This is a genomic window from Citrobacter sp. Cb023 (assembly GCF_030336805.1).
In the GTDB taxonomy this organism is placed as follows: domain Bacteria; phylum Pseudomonadota; class Gammaproteobacteria; order Enterobacterales; family Enterobacteriaceae; genus Citrobacter; species Citrobacter braakii.
Window position 1 is genome coordinate 1 of the sequence record NZ_JAOWCV010000020.1, and the last position, 19,216, is coordinate 19,216.

The window sequence follows — 19,216 nt, forward strand, 5'->3', positions numbered from 1 at the left end:
GGGAGCGGATTTGAACGTTGCGCAGCAACGGCCCGGAGGGTGGCGGGCAGGACGCCCGCCATAAACTGCCAGGCATCAAATAAGTGAAGAAGCCCATCCTGCCGGATGGGCTTTTTTGCGTCTGCAGGGAGTGAAAACTGCCGGATGCAGCGTACCATTTTATCCAGCCCATCATGTTGTAACCGGTGTTCAGGCCTGAGAAGCGCAGCACACCAGGCTCTCCCGGCAGCACATTGCCTGTTGCGCGAACGACGAATAGCATTCTCCTTTTTTCTTTACTGCACTAATCTACAGCAAGGAGCCGTGAAACTTTCTCAACTTGAGGATGCAGGCTCGACATTCGCATGATTCCTGGGTATCTTCAGCTATCTGGATGTCTAAACGTTTAAACGTATGTAGTGAGGTTATCAGGTTATGCCAATTCGCGTGCAGGACGAGCTACCCGCCGTCAATTTCTTGCGTGAGGAAAACGTCTTTGTGATGACGTCATCTCGCGCTTCTGGTCAGGAAATTCGTCCACTGAAGGTGCTCATCCTCAACCTGATGCCCAAGAAGATTGAAACGGAAAACCAGTTCCTGCGTTTACTCTCTAACTCACCGCTGCAGGTAGATGTTCAGCTATTGCGCATTGATGCCCGCGAGTCACGCAACACCCCTACGGAGCATCTGAATAACTTTTACTGTAATTTCGAGGATATCTGCGATCAGAACTTTGATGGGCTAATCGTGACCGGCGCGCCGTTGGGTCTGGTTGAATTTAATGACGTGGCTTACTGGCCGCAGATTAAACAAGTGCTTGAATGGGCGAAAGATCATGTTACATCGACGCTCTTTGTCTGTTGGGCGGTGCAAGCTGCATTAAATATCTTGTACGGAATTCCCAAGCAAACCCGTACGGATAAACTCTCAGGCGTCTATGAGCACCATATTCTTCATCCTCATGCGCTGCTGACGCGTGGATTTGATGATGCGTTCCTGGCCCCGCATTCGCGCTATGCCGATTTTCCTGCTGCCCTTATCAGGGACTACACCGATCTCGAGATTTTTGCCGAAACAGAAGAGGGAGATGCCTACCTGTTTGCCAGCAAAGATAAACGTATCGCCTTCGTAACGGGCCATCCTGAATATGACGCCCATACACTCGGCAGTGAATATTTTCGTGACGTCGAAGCGGGCTTAACGCCGGAAGTGCCCTATAACTACTTCCCAAAAGATGACCCGCAAAATAAACCGCGGGCAACCTGGCGTAGCCACGGCAATCTGTTGTTTACCAACTGGCTCAACTATTACGTTTACCAGATCACGCCATATGATCTACGTCACATGAATCCAACGCTGGATTAATCTTCTGTAACAGACGATCCTTAAGCGTTTCAGCATGTTGAATCAGGCACCTTCGGGTGCCTTTTTTATTTCCGAAACGCACCTCACTGTGTAATTAAATTTTATTTATATTGTTATCAATAGGTTAATTGATAATTAAATTAAAAATGGAAATTGTTTTTGATTTTGAAATTTAAATGAGTAGTCTTAGTTGTGCTGAACGAAAACCGCACAACGATCCTTCGTTCGCATTGGGGATGTGTTTGGATCAATGACGAGGAACTACGCAATGAATCAACAGGCAACGACAACCGATGAACTGATCTTCACCAGGCCGCGTGGCGAACAGGAACAGCAGATTCTGACCGCTGAAGCGGTGGAGTTTCTGACCGAGCTGGTGACAAGATTTACGCCAAAGCGGAATAAACTTCTGGCTGCACGTATCCAGCAGCAGCAGGATATTGATGACGGTAAGTTGCCTGACTTTATTTCGGAAACAGCTTCCATTCGTGAAGGTAACTGGAAAGTTCGCGGTATTCCTGATGATTTACTGGATCGCCGTGTAGAGATTACCGGACCGGTTGAGCGCAAGATGGTTATCAACGCGCTGAACGCGAACGTCAAAGTCTTTATGGCTGATTTTGAAGATTCGCTGGCTCCTGAGTGGAGCAAAGTTATCGACGGGCAGATCAACTTGCGCGATGCAGTCAATGGCACCATTAGCTACACCAACGAAGCCGGTAAAATTTATCAACTCAAACCCAATCCGGCCCTGTTAGTGTGCCGCGTTCGCGGTCTGCATCTGCCGGAAAAACACGTCACCTGGCGTGGCGAATCGATCCCGGGCAGCCTGTTCGACTTCGCCCTCTATTTCTTCCACAACCACAAAACGTTGCTAGCAAAAGGCAGTGGCCCTTATTTCTATCTACCCAAAACGCAGGCCTGGCAAGAAGCGGCATGGTGGAGCGAAGTGTTCAGCTATGCAGAGGATCGCTTTAATCTGTCGCGCGGCACAATTAAAGCGACCCTGCTGATTGAAACGCTGCCAGCCGTTTTCCAGATGGACGAAATTCTGCACGCGCTGCGTGACCACATTGTGGGCCTGAACTGCGGTCGCTGGGACTACATTTTCAGCTATATCAAAACCCTAAAGAACCACCCGGATCGCGTGTTGCCGGATCGTCAGGTGGTGACGATGGATAAGCCATTCCTCAGTGCGTATTCGCGTCTGCTGATTAAAACCTGTCATAAACGCGGCGCGTTCGCGATGGGCGGCATGGCCGCGTTCATTCCCAGCAAAGATGCGGAACGTAACAACCAGGTTCTGACCAAGGTAAAAGCGGACAAAGCGCTGGAAGCCAATAACGGTCATGACGGCACATGGATTGCCCATCCAGGACTGGCAGATACCGCAATGGCGGTGTTCAACGACGTACTCGGTGAAAATAAAAATCAGCTGTTCGTGACCCGTGAAGAAGATGCGCCGATTACCGCAGAACAATTGCTGGCACCCTGTGAAGGTGAGCGTACTGAAGAAGGCATGCGTGCCAACATTCGTGTCGCGGTGCAGTACATCGAAGCGTGGATCTCCGGTAACGGCTGCGTACCGATTTACGGTCTGATGGAAGATGCGGCCACCGCCGAAATCTCTCGTACTTCCATCTGGCAGTGGATCCACCACCAGAAAACGCTCAGCAACGGCAAACCGGTTACCAAACCGTTGTTCCGCCAGATGCTGGCCGAAGAGATGTTGGTGATTCAGGACGAACTGGGGGAACACCGCTACAGCAGCGGGCGTTTTGACGATGCCGCGCGCCTGATGGAGCAAATCACCACTTCCGACGAGTTAATTGACTTCCTGACGTTACCGGGCTACCGCCTGTTGGCCTAATTTACCCACAATTTATCCTAATGGAGCATCTGCACATGAAAACCCGTACTCAACAAATCGAAGAATTACAGCAAGAATGGACTCAACCGCGTTGGGAAGGCATCACCCGCCCCTATAGCGCGGAGGAAGTGGTGAAATTACGTGGCTCGGTCAACCCGGAATGCACGCTGGCGCAGCTTGGCGCGGCGAAAATGTGGCGTCTGCTACACGGCGAATCGAAGAAAGGTTATATCAACAGCCTCGGTGCGCTGACTGGTGGTCAGGCGCTGCAGCAAGCGAAAGCTGGTATTGAAGCGGTCTACCTTTCAGGCTGGCAGGTGGCGGCAGATGCCAACCTGGCTTCCAGCATGTATCCGGATCAATCGTTGTATCCAGCGAACTCCGTTCCGGCGGTGGTGGACAGGATCAACAACACATTCCGTCGTGCCGATCAGATCCAATGGTCAACCGGTATTGAGCCGAACGATCCGCGCTATGTGGATTACTTCCTGCCGATCGTTGCCGATGCGGAAGCGGGTTTTGGCGGGGTACTGAACGCGTTTGAACTGATGAAATCGATGATTGAGGCTGGTGCAGCGGCCGTTCACTTCGAAGATCAGCTCGCATCGGTGAAAAAATGTGGTCACATGGGCGGCAAAGTCCTGGTGCCGACTCAGGAAGCTATCCAAAAACTGGTGGCAGCCCGTCTGGCTGCAGACGTTATGGGCGTTCCGACGCTGGTGATTGCGCGTACCGATGCTGACGCAGCCGATCTGATTACGTCTGATTGCGACCCATACGATAGCGAGTTCATCACTGGCGAACGTACCAGCGAAGGGTTCTACCGTACGCATGCGGGCATTGAGCAGGCGATCAGCCGTGGCCTGGCCTACGCACCGTATGCGGATCTGGTGTGGTGTGAAACCTCCACACCGGACCTCGAACTGGCGAAGCGCTTTGCCGATGCTATTCATGCGAAATTCCCAGGCAAACTGCTGGCCTACAACTGTTCGCCATCGTTTAACTGGCAGAAAAACCTGGATGACAAAACCATTGCCAGCTTCCAGCAACAGCTGTCCGATATGGGTTACAAATACCAGTTCATTACGCTGGCGGGTATTCACAGCATGTGGTTCAACATGTTCGACCTCGCGCATTCCTATGCGCAGGGTGAAGGCATGCGCCACTACGTTGAGAAGGTTCAGCAGCCGGAATTTGCGGCGGCTAAAGATGGCTACACCTTCGTGTCCCATCAGCAGGAAGTAGGGACAGGCTATTTCGACAAAGTAACCACCATCATTCAGGGCGGCACTTCTTCAGTGACCGCGCTGACCGGCTCGACTGAAGAATCGCAGTTTTGATCAATGCCCGGTGGCGCTGCGCTTACCGGGCCTACGAAGGGATGTAGGCCGGATAAGCGAACGCGCCATCCGGCATGACATTGTGCCGGATGGGAGAAATTGATGACGCGTGGCCTGGAATTACTGATTGCTCAGACGATTTTGCAAGGTTTCGACGCCCAGTACGGGCGTTTTCTGGAAGTGACCTCCGGCGCGCAGCAGCGTTTTGAACATGCCGACTGGCACGCGGTTCAGCAGGCGATGAAAAGCCGTATCCACCTTTACGATCATCATGTGGGTCTGGTGGTGGAGCAACTGCGCTGCATTACTGATGGCAAAAGTACCGACGCGGATTTTTTACTTCGCGTGAAAGAGCATTACACCCGGCTATTGCCAGATTATCCACGCTTCGAGATTGCGGAGAGTTTCTTTAACTCCGTCTATTGCCGGTTATTTGACCACCGCTCGCTGACTCCCGAGCGACTGTTTATTTTCAGCTCTCAGCCAGAGCGCCGTTTTCGCACGATCCCACGCCCGTTGGCGAAAGACTTTTTTCCTGATACCGGCTGGGAGTGGCTGCTTACGCGCGTCCTCAGCGATCTGCCCTTGCGTCTGCCGTGGCAGAACAGACATCGGGATATCCACTACATCATCGAACACCTGACCGAAACGCTGGGGGCGGATGTGTTGCAGCGCAGTCATTTGCAGGTGGCGAACGAACTGTTTTATCGCAACAAGGCCGCCTGGCTGGTCGGTAAGTTGATTACCCCTTCCGGGACGCTGCCGTTTTTACTGCCAATTCACCGTACTGACGAGGGCGAACTGTTTGTCGATACCTGCCTGACCACGACGGCGGAAGCCAGTATCGTGTTTGGCTTCGCCCGCTCGTATTTTATGGTTTACGCCCCGCTGCCCGCCGCGTTAGTGGAGTGGCTGCGCGAGATCCTGCCCGGTAAAACCACCGCTGAATTGTATATGGCGATCGGCTGTCAGAAACACGCGAAGACCGAAAGTTACCGCGAATATCTGCTCTATCTTGCCCATTGCGATGAGCAATTTATCGAAGCGCCGGGGATCCGCGGCATGGTGATGCTGGTATTTACCCTGCCAGGCTTCGACCGCGTCTTTAAAGTCATCAAAGACAAATTTGCGCCGCAAAAAGAGATGTCGGCTGCCCACGTCCGCGCCTGTTATCAACTGGTCAAGGAGCACGATCGTGTCGGACGGATGGCTGACACTCAGGAGTTCGAGAATTTTGTGCTGGATAAACGGCAAATCGATCCGTCGCTGATGGCGCTGTTGCTACAGGAAGCCCCGGAAAAAATTACCGATCTCGGCGAGCAGATTGTCATTCGCCATTTGTATATCGAACGACGGATGGTGCCGCTGAATATCTGGCTGGAGCAGGTCGAAGGCCAGCAACTGCGCGATGCAATTGAAGAGTACGGCAATGCCATTCGTCAGCTGGCCGCCGCCAATATTTTCCCCGGCGATATGCTGTTTAAGAACTTCGGCGTGACTCGCCACGGGCGCGTGGTGTTCTACGACTACGATGAAATTTGCTACATGACTGAGGTGAATTTCCGCCATATCCCGCCGCCGCGCTACCCGGAAGATGAGATGAGCGCTGAACCGTGGTATAGCGTATCCCCGGGGGATGTCTTCCCGGAAGAGTTTCGTCACTGGCTATGCGCTGACCCGCGTATCGGGCCGCTATTTGAAGAGATGCATGCTGACCTGTTCAGTGCCGACTACTGGCGAGGTCTGCAAACGCGGATCCGTGAAGGACACGTGGAAGATGTTTACGCCTACCGGCGCAAACAGCGGTTTTGCATCAGATTTTCGGCTTGACGCCCGGCAACCCTTTCTTAACGAAATCCGCCGTATGCCAGCGTGACTTCTTTCGCCGCTTTGATCGCCATGGCGCCAAACTCGGTCACTCGATCGTCGGTAATGCGCGAAATGGGTCCGGAGATGGAAATAGCGGCAAACGGCTCGCGGTGTTCATCATAAATGCACGACGCCACGCAGCGCAGACCCAGCGCATGCTCCTCATCATCAAAGGAGTAGCCGCGCTTGCGCGTCTGGGCTAAATCCTCTTTCAGATGCACCGGCGACACCAGCGTGGCGTGGGTGTAAGCGTGCAGCCCTTTACGGTGCAGCAGGCCAGTCACCTGTTCTTCACTCAGTTGGGATAAAAACGCCTTACCCGCACCGGAGGCGTGCATCGGCAGTTTGCCGCCGATAGGCGCGGACATGCGCATCAGCTGGGTACACTGCACCTGGTCGATAATAATGGCCTGATGGTCGCTTTGATCTAATACGGCCAGGTTTACCGTCTCGCCGGAGTCTTCCATCAGCTTGCGCAGGATCGGGTGGACAATCGCCAGCAAATTACGGCTTTGCAAAAAGCTGCTGCCGACGATAAACGCATGCGCACCCACGGCCCAGTGGCCTAATTCACCCACCTGACGGACAAATCCTTGCTGCTGCATGGTGGTCAACAAACGGTGAGTCGTGGAGTTTGGCAAGCCGGCCTGCTGTGCCAGCTCGGTTAGCGCCACGCTGCCGTTGGATTCTGCAATCCACTCCAGTAGCTTCAGGCCGCGGGTCAGAGACTGAACCTGCCCGGTTGCAGGCGTAGTAGCAGCGGCGGGTTTTCTACCGCGTTTCGCGGGGATTGTGGCAACCATGGCGGACTCCTTTTCTGTATCGTGGAAATCATTTTCGTTTTATTCAATTATAATGCAAGAATTCCTGTACTGATCGGATGAGTGAAGCTGAACATGTCTCATGTTGGCCGTTGTTCTCTTTTCCACCTCTCAGGTTTGTGCCAGTATGGTCTGTTGAGTTTTTTTCTGTCTGGTTGAGCGTTGTCGGGAGCGAGTGTGAGCAGCAAAGTTGAACAATTACGTCAGCAGTTAAATGAACGTATTCTGGTGCTGGACGGCGGTATGGGCACCATGATCCAGGGATATCGTCTGAGCGAAGAGGATTTCCGCGGCGAACGTTTTGCCGACTGGCCGTGCGATCTGAAAGGCAACAACGACCTGTTGGTGCTCAGCAAACCTGAGGTGATCGCCGCCATCCATAACGCCTATTTTGAGGCGGGCGCGGATATCATCGAAACCAACACCTTTAACTCCACGACTATCGCCATGGCGGATTACCAGATGGAATCCCTGTCGGCGGAAATCAACTTTGCAGCAGCCAAACTGGCGCGCGCGGCGGCAGACGAATGGACGGCACGCACACCGGAAAAACCGCGTTATGTCGCGGGCGTGCTCGGCCCAACCAACCGTACGGCGTCTATCTCGCCTGACGTCAACGACCCGGCTTACCGCAATATTACCTTTGATCAGCTGGTGGCCGCCTACCGTGAATCCACCAAAGCGCTGGTGGAAGGTGGCAGCGACCTGATCCTGATTGAAACCGTCTTCGATACCCTGAACGCCAAAGCCGCTATTTTCGCGGTTAAAACCGAGTTCGAAGCGCTGGGCGTTGAGTTGCCGATTATGCTCTCCGGCACCATCACCGATGCTTCCGGGCGTACGCTTTCCGGTCAGACAACCGAAGCGTTCTATAACTCACTGCGCCACGCCGATGCGCTGACCTTCGGTCTGAACTGCGCCTTAGGCCCGGACGAGTTGCGCCAGTACGTGCAGGAACTGTCGCGCATTGCCGAATGCTACGTTACCGCGCACCCGAACGCCGGGTTGCCGAACGCTTTTGGCGAATACGATCTCGATGCCGACACCATGGCGGCGCAAATACGCGAGTGGGCGCAAGCGGGCTTCCTCAACGTGGTCGGCGGCTGCTGCGGCACCACGCCGGAACACATCGCCGCGATGAGCCGCGCAGTGGAAGGCTTGCCGCCGCGCCGCTTGCCGGAAATCCCGGTAGCCTGCCGTCTGTCTGGCCTTGAACCGTTGAATATTGGCGACGATAGCCTGTTTGTGAACGTCGGCGAGCGTACCAACGTCACCGGTTCGGCGAAATTTAAGCGACTGATCAAAGAAGAGAAATACAACGAAGCGCTGGATGTCGCCCGTCAGCAGGTGGAAAGCGGCGCACAGATTATCGATATCAACATGGATGAAGGGATGCTCGACGCCGAAGCGGCGATGGTGCGTTTTCTCAACCTTATCGCCGGTGAGCCGGATATCGCCCGCGTGCCGATTATGATCGACTCCTCGAAATGGGACGTCATCGAAAAAGGGCTGAAGTGCATTCAGGGTAAAGGCATCGTTAACTCCATCTCGATGAAAGAGGGAGTTGAGACCTTTATCCACCACGCGAAGTTGCTGCGACGCTATGGTGCCGCAGTGGTGGTGATGGCCTTTGACGAGCAGGGACAGGCCGACACCCGCGCGCGTAAAATTGAGATTTGCCGTCGGGCGTACAACATTCTTACCGAAGAGGTAGGCTTCCCGCCGGAAGACATTATCTTCGACCCGAACATCTTTGCGGTCGCGACCGGAATTGATGAGCACAATAACTACGCCCAGGACTTTATCGGTGCCTGTGAGGACATCAAACGTGAACTACCGCACGCGCTGATCTCCGGCGGCGTCTCCAACGTGTCGTTCTCCTTCCGTGGTAACGACCCGGTTCGTGAAGCTATTCACGCGGTATTCCTTTACTACGCCATTCGCAACGGCATGGACATGGGGATCGTCAACGCCGGACAACTGGCGATCTACGACGACCTGCCCGCCGAGCTGCGCGATGCGGTTGAAGATGTGATCCTCAACCGTCGTGACGATGGCACCGAGCGTCTGCTGGAGCTGGCTGAGAAATATCGCGGTAGCAAAACTGATGACACTGCCAATGCCCAGATGGCGGAATGGCGCAGTTGGGACGTGAAAAAGCGCCTCGAATATTCGCTGGTGAAAGGCATTACCGAATTTATTGAGCAGGATACTGAAGAAGCTCGCCAGCAGGCCGCGCGTCCGATCGAGGTGATTGAAGGGCCGCTGATGGACGGGATGAACGTGGTTGGCGATCTGTTTGGCGAGGGCAAAATGTTCCTGCCGCAGGTGGTGAAATCCGCCCGCGTGATGAAGCAGGCGGTGGCCTACCTCGAACCGTACATTGAGGCCAGCAAAGAGAAAGGCTCCAGCAACGGCAAGATGGTCATTGCTACCGTGAAAGGCGATGTGCACGATATCGGCAAAAATATCGTTGGTGTGGTGCTGCAATGTAACAACTACGAAATCGTCGATCTTGGCGTGATGGTGCCAGCGGAGAAAATCCTCAGAACGGCACGTGAAGTGAATGCCGATCTGATTGGTCTTTCCGGGCTGATTACCCCGTCGCTGGACGAAATGGTCAACGTGGCGAAAGAGATGGAGCGTCAGGGGTTCACTATTCCGTTGCTGATTGGCGGCGCGACCACCTCAAAAGCGCACACGGCGGTGAAAATCGAGCAGAACTACAGTGGTCCAACGGTTTATGTGCAGAACGCCTCGCGTACCGTTGGCGTAGTCGCCGCACTCCTCTCTGACACTCAGCGCGATGACTTTGTCGCCCGTACGCGTAAAGAGTACGAAACCGTGCGTATCCAGCATGCGCGTAAGAAACCGCGTACTCCACCAGTAACGTTACAGGCTGCCCGCGACAACGATCTGGCCTTCGACTGGGAAAACTACACGCCGCCGGTGGCGCACCGCCTCGGCGTACAGAGCGTTGAAGCCAGCATCGAAACGCTGCGCAACTACATCGACTGGACGCCGTTCTTTATGACCTGGTCGCTGGCCGGGAAATACCCGCGCATCCTCGAAGATGAGGTGGTGGGAGAAGAGGCGAAACGTCTGTTCAAAGACGCCAATGATATGCTGGATAAACTCAGCGCTGAGAAGACTCTGAATCCGCGCGGCGTGGTGGGCTTGTTCCCGGCTAACCGCGTGGGGGACGATATCGAGATTTACCGTGACGAGACGCGTACGCACGTCATCAACGTGAGTCATCACCTGCGCCAGCAGACGGAAAAAGTCGGTTTCGCCAACTACTGCCTGTCTGACTTTGTTGCGCCGAAACTGAGCGGCAAAGCGGATTACATCGGTGCTTTCGCCGTTACCGGCGGTCTGGAGGAAGATGCGCTGGCGGAGGCCTTCGAAGCCCAGCATGACGACTACAACAAGATCATGGTGAAAGCGATCGCCGACCGCCTGGCGGAAGCGTTCGCGGAATATCTGCACGAGCGCGTGCGTAAAGTCTACTGGGGCTATGCGGCGAATGAGAACCTCAGCAACGAGGAGCTGATCCGCGAAAACTATCAGGGAATTCGCCCGGCACCGGGCTATCCGGCGTGCCCGGAACACACCGAAAAGGCCACCATCTGGGAACTACTGGATGTGGAGGCGCACACCGGGATGAAGCTCACCGAATCCTTCGCGATGTGGCCAGGTGCGTCGGTTTCCGGCTGGTATTTCAGTCATCCAGACAGCAAGTACTACGCCGTGGCGCAAATCCAGCGCGATCAGGTTGAAGATTACGCCTTCCGTAAAGGCATGAGCGTGGCGGAAGTCGAACGTTGGTTAGCGCCTAATCTGGGCTATGACGCTGACTGATTCACAAAACTGTCATCTTTATTTACAACAAACAAGGCACTCAATGAGTGCCTTGTCTCTTTATTACGTTTAAACCCTTATACTGAATGAAGGCTTCGGCCTCAGGAACATATAACGATAAGGAGAACCTGATTCCGTGTTAACTCTGCTACATCTGCTTTCTGCCGTCGCGCTGCTGGTGTGGGGCACCCACATCGTGCGTACCGGCGTGATGCGCGTCTTTGGCGCCCGCTTGCGCACCGTGCTCAGCCGTAGCGTTGAAAAGAAGCCGCTCGCCTTTTGTGCGGGTATCGGCGTGACGGCGCTGGTGCAAAGCAGCAACGCCACCACCATGCTGGTGACCTCGTTTGTCGCGCAGGACCTCGTGGCGCTCACCCCTGCGCTGGTGATTGTACTTGGCGCCGACGTCGGGACCGCGCTGATGGCGCGTATCCTGACCTTCGATCTCTCCTGGCTGTCGCCACTGCTGATTTTTGTCGGCGTGATCTTCTTTCTCGGACGTAAGCAGTCCCGTGTGGGGCAACTGGGGCGGGTTGGTATTGGACTGGGGTTGATTTTACTGGCGCTGGAACTGATTGTGCAGGCGGTAACACCGATCACCCAGGCTAACGGCGTACAGGTTATTTTCGCCTCGCTCACCGGCGATATCATGCTGGATGCGCTGATTGGCGCTATGTTCGCGATTATCAGTTACTCCAGCCTTGCGGCGGTGCTGCTGACGGCAACGCTGACCGCGGCAGGCATTATCTCGTTCCCGGTGGCGTTGTGTCTGGTGATTGGCGCCAACCTCGGCTCTGGCCTGCTGGCGATGCTTAATAACAGCGCCGCTAACGCCGCCGCCCGCCGTGTGGCGCTCGGTAGCCTGCTGTTTAAGCTGGTGGGAAGCCTGATTATCCTGCCGTTTGTTCATCCGTTGGCAAATCTGATGGATGAACTGCCGCTGCCGAAATCTGAACTGGTTATTTACTTCCATGTCTTCTACAACCTGGTGCGCTGCGTGGCGATGGTGCCGTTTGCAGAACCGATGGCGCGTTTTTGTAAGCGCATCATCCGCGATGAGCCGGAGCTGGATGCGCATCTGAAGCCCAAGCATCTGGACGTCAGTGCGCTGGATACGCCGACGCTGGCCCTGGCCAATGCCGCTCGTGAAGCTCTGCGCATCGGCGACGCGATGGAGCAGATGATGGACGGGCTGAAGAAGGTGATGCACGGTGAGCCGCGTGAAGAGAAAGAGCTGCGCAGGATGGCGGACGACATTAACGTGCTATACACGGCAATCAAGCTTTATCTGGCGCGGATGCCAAAGGATGAACTGGCGGAAGAGGAATCACGCCGTTGGGCGGAGATTATCGAAATGTCGCTTAACCTCGAGCAGGCTTCCGATATTGTCGAACGTATGGGCAGTGAGATAGCGGATAAGTCGCTGGCTGCCCGTCGCGCATTCTCCGTGGAAGGATTGAAAGAGCTGGATGCGCTCTTCGATCAGCTGCTCAGCAATCTGCAGCTGGCGATGTCGGTGTTCTTCTCTGGTGACGTGACCAGCGCCCGACGTCTGCGCCGTAGCAAGCACCGTTTCCGTATTCTCAACCGTCGGTATTCGCATGCGCACGTTGACCGTCTGCATCAGCAGAACGTGCAGAGCATCGAGACCAGCTCCTTGCACCTGGCGCTGCTGGGCGATATGCAGCGTCTGAACTCGCTGTTTTGTTCCGTGGCCTATAGCGTGCTGGAACAGCCGGATGAGGACGATGAGCGCGACGATTATTGAGTGAGGTGGACCGGTTGGCCGGATAAGGCATTTATGCCGTTATCCGGCAACGTCGGTTAGAAGCAGTGACCTGCTTCGAGGGCAACCGCGTCTTCACCCGCTTTAAAGACGTAAGTGGTGTTCGGACCGCCAAGAACCGCCTGGCCGTTACTCACCTTAATCCAGTTTCCTTCCGGCAAACCAATCACCGTCAGCTCTGGTGCCACAACCAGAAGCTCGCGAATACGCTGTTCACGCGTTTCGCCTTTGTGGCCTTCCGGAAGCGCATTGGTGAAATGTGGGTTAATCTGCAGCGGGAACAGACCCAGGGCATCAAAACCTTTTGGATCGACAATCGGCATGTCGTTGGTGGTGCGGATGGTCTGGCAGGCGAGGTTAGAACCTGCGCTCCAGCCGATGTACAGCGCACCGCGTTTGACGACATCCACAATCGGCGCCAGCAGTCCGCGTTCGCGGCTCTCTTTCAGTAACTGGAAGGTGTTACCCCCGCCGACAATCACCAGTTCTGCGTTTTCAATGGCAGCGATCGGATCGGCAACGGTATGAATGCCAGTAACGTTGACGCCCATTGGCGCAAAGATGGCTGCCGTTTTCGCCGTGTATTCATCCCAGGTTTGCGTCACGCCAGCGAACGGAATAAACACCGCCGTACGGCGACCATTCAACTGCTCAGCAATCAGCGGTAGCGCATGTTCCATCCAGCCTTTGCCCGGCAGCGTCGAGTTACTCAATAAAAGCAGTTCCATCATTTCTCCATGTAATCAGAAAATTACAAACCGCGCTAATGCTACCACTATCAGCGTAACGCCTTACTGATATGGCTCACGATGTTGGAAGGGGGGAAAGCCGAACGGGTTAACCACAACCTCCTGTTGGAAAAATCCGTTCGGACTTAACAACGATCAATCTATTGAAACAGCGTCCTTTTGCGTAGTGGCAAACGCCAGGCCTTCGTCCTCCCAGCCCTTAATACCACCAATCATTATTTTCACCGGTCGACCTAGCTGCGCCAACTTCAGCGCCGCGCGATCGGCCCCGTTACAGTGTGGGCCAGCGCAATAGACGACAAACAGTGTGTCCTGTGGCCATTTTTTCAAGGATTCCGTATTTATCAGTCGATGGGGAAGATGAATCGCGCCAGGGATATGACAACGGGAAAAACTCTCTGCACTCCCCACCACATGTAAAAGCACAAAATCTTTGTCGTCAGCAGCCATCGCGGAATGAACGTCAGAACAATCCGTCTCCATATTCAGACGTTGCTGGAAATGGGCGATAGCTTGTGCAGATGAAGCGGCTGGAATATCAGTTACGGTACTCATAGTGTTGTTTTCTCTTGTGGTGAAATCAGCTGTTGTGTTACCTCTTATCTCATCAAAAAATTAACCTTGAAACACCCTCTGACCATGACAGATTCCGCCAGGATCATGACAACATCTTCTCGCCCGTTGGTCGTTGCACTCGCTTATGACGGGCTATGTACTTTCGAGTTTGGCGTCGCAGTGGAAGTTTTTGGGCTTCCGCGACCTGAACTGGGAGAGAGCTGGTATCGTTTTGCCGTGGCTTCGGTTGATCAAGGTGAATTAAGGGCAACTGGCGGGGTTCGTATCGTGGTGGACGGTGGATATGAATTGCTGCAGGAAGCAGACACTATTGTCATTCCTGGCTGGCGTGAAGTGAACTCACCGGTCCCGGAAACATTATGCGATGCGCTTCGTGAAGCACATCAACGCGGTTGTCGAGTCATCTCTATCTGTTCTGGTGTATTTGTTCTGGCTGCGGCAGGTTTGCTGGATGACCGTAAGGCGACGACGCACTGGCGTTACGTCAGTGAACTCCAGCGACGCTTTCCCGCCATCAACGTCGTGGAAGATGTCCTGTATGTCGGTCACCACGACGTGCTCACTTCGGCAGGTAGTGCGGCAGGGATTGATTTATGTTTGCATGTGGTGCGCACTGATTTTGGACTTGAGGTTGCCAATAACGTGGCCCGTCGCCTGGTGCTGCAGCCCCACAGGGATGGCAGCCAGACTCAGCAGCAACTGCGTCCTGTTGCCCGCAGTCGGGAAAGCCAGCGTTTTGGTCTTTTGCTTGACTGGTTACATAACAATATCGCGCAGAAGCATACCCTTGACGCTCTGGCCAGCCAGGTCGGTATGAGTCCCCGAACGTTGATGCGGCGATTCCAGGAGTCAACGGGGCTTACTCCCGCACGTTGGCTGATGAATGAACGGCTAAACCGTGCGCAGCAGGCGCTCAATACATCCCATATCAGTATTGAGCAGATCGCGCAGCAAACCGGGTTCGGCAGCGCAAACTCTTTGCGTTACCACTTTCAAAAACGATTTGGTATCAGCCCGCAAGCATTACGTAATCAGATGCGATAGCACATTTTCACACTCTGCTTTTTTATCCCCCGCAAGGTAGGGTATATTTCGCTGTCAAAGGAGAAATTATGCTGCCCGACTCATCCATCCGATTAAATAAATACATCAGTGAAAGCGGAATCTGCTCGCGCCGCGAGGCGGATCGCTTTATCGAACAAGGGAATGTCTTCCTGAATGGTAAACGCGCCACCATTGGCGATCAGGTGATGCCTGGCGACGTCGTAAAAGTGAATGGTCGGTTGATTGAGCCGCGTGAAGCGGAAGATCTGGTTTTTATCGCGCTGAACAAGCCGGTAGGGATTGTCAGCACCACTGAAGACAGCGAACGCGACAACATTGTTGATTTCGTTAACCACAGCAAGCGCGTGTTCCCAATCGGTCGTCTGGACAAAGATTCCCAGGGGCTTATCTTTCTGACCAACCACGGCGACCTGGTGAATAAAATCCTGCGTGCCGGTAACGATCACGAAAAAGAGTATCTGGTGACGGTAGATAAGCCGGTCACTGATGACTTTATCCGTGGGATGAGTGCCGGTGTGCCAATCCTTGGCACCGTTACCAAGAAATGTAAGGTCAAGAAAGAAGCGCCGTTTGTGTTTCGCATCACGCTGATTCAGGGGCTGAACCGCCAGATCCGTCGTATGTGCGAGCACTTTGGCTATGAAGTTACTAAGCTTGAGCGTACACGTATCATGAACGTTGGTCTGTCCGGCCTGCCGCTGGGTGAATGGCGCGACCTGACGGATGACGAACTGATCGACCTGTTCAAGCTGATTGAGAACTCGTCCTCAGAAGCCAAACCGAAGGCAAAAGCGAAGCCAAAAACCGCAGGCATTAAGCGCCCGGTGGTGAAAATCGAAAAATCGGCTGAGAAAGAGAAATCGCGCCCGGCGGCAAACGGGAAGCGTTTTACCTCGCCGGGGCGTAAGAAGAAAGGGCGTTAACGTCTGCCGCGCGTTGGCGTATTCGCTGACCAGGAAAATGATGCTTCCGCATCCGGTTTGTAAGCCTGCTTTTTCTTCAACTGGCGGGCTTTTTTAGCTTCTGCTTCGCGCAAGGCCATCAGTTTATCGATGTACTCTTTCTTGATGCTGTTGGTCTCAGCGTTGGTCAGCAGTCGACCATGCGCAATGCGCGCGCGGTCGAGCAGCGTTTTCAGTTCACGCTGTTCGCGCTCGGTCATCTCTTTTTGGGTAATGCGGGGGAGTGCCATAAGGGTGCCCTCTGTTAGCCGATATCCGCAGTGTACGGCAAAGTGCAGAGGCTGGGTAGGCCGGATAAGGTGTTAGCCGCTATCCGGCCTGCCGCCGCCAATTAGCGGCGTTCTTTTTCTTCAATCGGTTTACCGGACCAGTAACCTGCCAGCAGCGAACCGGAAAGGTTATGCCAGACCGAGAACAACGCGCCGGGCAGCGCCGCAAGCGGGCCAAAGTAGATTTTGCCCAGCGCAGCGGCAAGCCCTGAATTCTGCATGCCCACTTCAATAGCCAACGTACGACAGGTTGACTCGTCGAAACCAAACAGTTTTCCGCCCCAGTAGCCGCCGAGCAAGCCAATGGTGTTATGCAGGATCACGGCGATAATCACCACAAAGCCGACAGACGCAATGTGCGAGGCGGACCCCGCCACGACGGCGCTGATGATCGCCAGGATACACACCATAGAAAACGCCGGTAGATACGGTTCCACGGCTTTTACGACGCGTGGGAACAGATGGTGAATGACCAGTCCCAAAGCAATCGGAATGACCACGATCTGCAGAATACTCAGCAGCATACCCATCACATCCACCTGGATATGCGCGTCGACATACAGCCGTGTCAGCAGCGGCGTGGCGACAACGCCGACCAGCGTTGAAACCGATGAAATAGTCACGGAGAGCGCCACATCACCTTTTGCCAGATAGATCATGACGTTCGATGCGGTTCCGCTGGCGACGCTACCGACCAGCACCATCCCTGCCGACAGTTCCGGCGGCATATTAAATGCCAGTGCCAAAATCCATGCGGCGAGCGGCATCACCAGATAGTGCAGGAAAATACCCGCCGCGACCGGTGCGGGGCGTGAAAGTACGCGTTTAAAGTCGTCCACCTTCAGGTGAACGCCCATGCCGAACATGATCAGCATCAGCAACGACGGTACGAATGGCCCGACAGGCGTAAAGGTGGAGGGCGTGTAATACGCAATAACAGAGAGCAGCAGCGCCCATAACGGGAACAGCCGCGTGAGAGTAGCGAGCATGTTATCTTCCTTGCGATTGAAATGTGTTGTGTTGTTATAAAAAAGCCGGGTTCGAGCCCGGCTATAGTTATTGTTTATCGCGTGATGAAATATTATTCAAACAAATTATGATGCAGCTTCTGTACCACCTGTTCGGCTTCGCTACCGGGCACCAGGAAGCACAGGTTATGGCTGGACGCGCCGTAGCAAATCATGCGGATGTTGAACGGCTCCAGTACACCAAACACCTCTTTACCCACGCCGCAGGCTTTGGACAGGTCGTTGCCAATCAACGCCACCAGCGCCAGGCCTTCTTCGACTTCAACCCGGCACAGGGCAGACAGTTCCATCAGCAGAGATTGCGTTAACAGCGTATCGCCGGTGGAGGTTGAACCGGTGGTATCCAGCGTCAGCGCCACGCTGACTTCTGATGTGGTAATTAAATCTACCGAGATATTGTGGCGTGCAAGGATGCCGAACACTTCTGCTAAAAAGCCGCGAGAGTGCAGCATATTCAGGCTATGCAGCGTCAGCAGCGTCTGCTTACGGCGTAGCGCCAGCGCACGGAACAGCGGTGGATTCGCGGTTTTATTGCAGACCAGCGTACCGCCTGCTTTTGGATCCTTGCTGGAGCCAACAAATACCGGGATATCGCTACGTACGGCCGGCAACAGGGTTGCCGGGTGCAGCACTTTCGCGCCAAAGGTCGCCATTTCTGCGGCCTCTTCAAAGGCGATTTCATCAATACGCTGCGCTGCAGGAACAACGCGCGGATCGGTAGTGTAAATGCCTGGAACATCGGTCCAGATATCGACGCGCGTTGCGTGCAGCGCTTCGGCCAGCAGGGCGGCTGTATAATCGCTACCGCCGCGCCCCAACGTGGTGGTGCGGCCTTTGCCTTCGCTGCCGATAAAACCCTGAGTGATTACCAGACCTTCGCTCAGACGCGGGGCCAACTGAAGCGTTGCCAGTTCAGCCAGCGCCGCGACGTCGGGTTCTGCGCGACCAAAACGATCGTTGGTGCGCATCACTTTACGCACGTCAAACCACTGCGCTTGCACGCTGCGTTCACGCAGGATTTCGACGAACAACAGGGTAGACATCAGTTCACCGTGGCTGACCAGTTCGTCGGTCAGGGCGGTTGAGGTCGCCAGTGACGCCGCTTCTGCCAGCGTGGTGATGTTTTCCAGCAGACGTTCAATCTCTTCACGAATTACGTTCGGATAACGCAGGCGTTCCAGAATATTGAACTGAATTTGACGAATGGCGTCGAGTTTTTCGAAGCGCTCGGTTGGCTCCAGCCCTTCAGCCAGTGCGACCAGCAGGTTGGTAATTCCAGCGGAAGCGGAAAGTACCACTACACGGACGTTAGCATCAGAAAGTACCACATCAGCGCTGCGATTCATGGCATCAAAATCCGCCACGCTGGTACCGCCAAACTTGGAGACAACTACATCAGTCATAACTACCTCGTGTCAGGGAATGAATAGAGCGACCATGGCACATAAGGCAGAACGAAAACCGGTGCAGGCGCAAATGCAAATACCGTATTTATAAATAAAATGTGTAGCTTGCACTGTCAACGCTGGGATTATGCGGATTTTTCATGCTGCGTTTCCGTTCAGTAACAGCGCTTATAACATCTATACTTTTTACCCTGGTTCGATGGATACAAGGGCGATGGCATTAAAACAATCACACTTTTCTGTGACTGGCGTTACAATCGATCTCAGTCA

Annotated in this window: 15 protein-coding genes; 8 read left to right on the forward strand and 7 right to left on the reverse strand. The window is 54.3% G+C overall.

Annotated elements, in window-relative coordinates:
- Window positions 1–262 (reverse strand): hypothetical protein (locus OGW44_RS00725; RefSeq protein WP_286454009.1); only part of this gene is annotated, 262 nt, incomplete at its 3' end.
- A gap of 152 nt (window positions 263–414) precedes the next feature.
- Between OGW44_RS00725 and metA the strand changes: the two genes are divergently transcribed.
- From metA to aceK, 4 genes are all read left to right on the forward strand, one after another.
- On the forward strand, window positions 415–1,344 hold the full coding sequence (gene metA / locus OGW44_RS00730; protein ID WP_016155321.1) for a homoserine O-acetyltransferase MetA: 930 nt from the start codon (window positions 415–417) through the stop codon (window positions 1,342–1,344).
- A gap of 268 nt (window positions 1,345–1,612) precedes the next feature.
- Window positions 1,613–3,214: a malate synthase A gene (gene aceB / locus OGW44_RS00735; protein WP_103284363.1), complete on the forward strand. Its 1,602-nt coding sequence runs from the start codon at window positions 1,613–1,615 to the stop codon at window positions 3,212–3,214.
- 35 nt (window positions 3,215–3,249) lie between these two features.
- Window positions 3,250–4,554, forward strand: coding sequence for an isocitrate lyase (gene aceA / locus OGW44_RS00740; RefSeq protein WP_049268477.1), 1,305 nt, complete (start codon window positions 3,250–3,252; stop codon window positions 4,552–4,554).
- 102 nt (window positions 4,555–4,656) lie between these two features.
- Window positions 4,657–6,384, forward strand: coding sequence for a bifunctional isocitrate dehydrogenase kinase/phosphatase (aceK, locus tag OGW44_RS00745; RefSeq protein ID WP_047357749.1), 1,728 nt, complete (start codon window positions 4,657–4,659; stop codon window positions 6,382–6,384).
- A gap of 17 nt (window positions 6,385–6,401) precedes the next feature.
- Here aceK and iclR read toward each other — a convergent pair whose 3' ends face one another.
- Window positions 6,402–7,226 carry a glyoxylate bypass operon transcriptional repressor IclR gene (iclR, locus tag OGW44_RS00750; protein WP_047357748.1) on the reverse strand — a complete coding sequence of 275 codons (825 nt, stop codon included), beginning with the start codon at window positions 7,224–7,226 and terminating at the stop codon, window positions 6,402–6,404.
- A 195-nt stretch (window positions 7,227–7,421) separates the two neighbouring features.
- Here iclR and metH point away from each other — a divergent pair, with 195 nt between their 5' ends.
- A complete protein-coding gene (gene metH, locus OGW44_RS00755) occupies window positions 7,422–11,105 on the forward strand; it encodes a methionine synthase (protein WP_185655023.1) in 3,684 nt (1,227 codons plus the stop codon).
- Window positions 11,106–11,241: 136 nt separating this feature from the next.
- Complete coding sequence (locus OGW44_RS00760; RefSeq protein WP_185655024.1) at window positions 11,242–12,873, forward strand: Na/Pi cotransporter family protein; 1,632 nt, start codon at window positions 11,242–11,244, stop codon at window positions 12,871–12,873.
- A 56-nt stretch (window positions 12,874–12,929) separates the two neighbouring features.
- On the opposite strand, the gene pepE is transcribed toward OGW44_RS00760, so the two are convergent.
- Both pepE and OGW44_RS00770 read right to left on the reverse strand, forming a co-directional pair.
- On the reverse strand, window positions 12,930–13,619 hold the full coding sequence (gene pepE / locus OGW44_RS00765) for a dipeptidase PepE (RefSeq protein WP_016155430.1): 690 nt from the start codon (window positions 13,617–13,619) through the stop codon (window positions 12,930–12,932).
- A gap of 156 nt (window positions 13,620–13,775) precedes the next feature.
- Window positions 13,776–14,195: a rhodanese-like domain-containing protein gene (locus OGW44_RS00770; protein ID WP_019077882.1), complete on the reverse strand. Its 420-nt coding sequence runs from the start codon at window positions 14,193–14,195 to the stop codon at window positions 13,776–13,778.
- A gap of 84 nt (window positions 14,196–14,279) precedes the next feature.
- Between OGW44_RS00770 and ftrA the strand changes: the two genes are divergently transcribed.
- Together ftrA and rluF are read left to right on the forward strand one after the other, a co-directional pair.
- Window positions 14,280–15,260: a transcriptional regulator FtrA gene (gene ftrA / locus OGW44_RS00775; RefSeq protein WP_149382633.1), complete on the forward strand. Its 981-nt coding sequence runs from the start codon at window positions 14,280–14,282 to the stop codon at window positions 15,258–15,260.
- Window positions 15,261–15,328: 68 nt separating this feature from the next.
- Complete coding sequence (gene rluF / locus OGW44_RS00780) at window positions 15,329–16,204, forward strand: 23S rRNA pseudouridine(2604) synthase RluF (protein WP_016155331.1); 876 nt, start codon at window positions 15,329–15,331, stop codon at window positions 16,202–16,204.
- Here the strand turns inward: rluF and OGW44_RS00785 are convergent.
- The 3 genes from OGW44_RS00785 to lysC form a co-directional block, all read right to left on the reverse strand.
- Entirely contained in the window at window positions 16,201–16,473 is a 273-nt protein-coding gene (locus tag OGW44_RS00785) for a YjbD family protein (RefSeq protein WP_003826541.1), read from the reverse strand. The genes rluF and OGW44_RS00785 overlap by 4 nt on opposite strands.
- A 101-nt stretch (window positions 16,474–16,574) precedes the next feature.
- The gene (gene panS, locus OGW44_RS00790) at window positions 16,575–17,501 is read right to left on the reverse strand and encodes a ketopantoate/pantoate/pantothenate transporter PanS (protein ID WP_019077880.1); all 927 of its coding nucleotides are present in this window, start codon (window positions 17,499–17,501) and stop codon (window positions 16,575–16,577) included.
- Between the two features lie 92 nt (window positions 17,502–17,593).
- On the reverse strand, window positions 17,594–18,943 hold the full coding sequence (gene lysC, locus OGW44_RS00795) for a lysine-sensitive aspartokinase 3 (RefSeq protein WP_080860367.1): 1,350 nt from the start codon (window positions 18,941–18,943) through the stop codon (window positions 17,594–17,596).
- Between the last annotated feature and the right edge of the window lie 273 nt (window positions 18,944–19,216).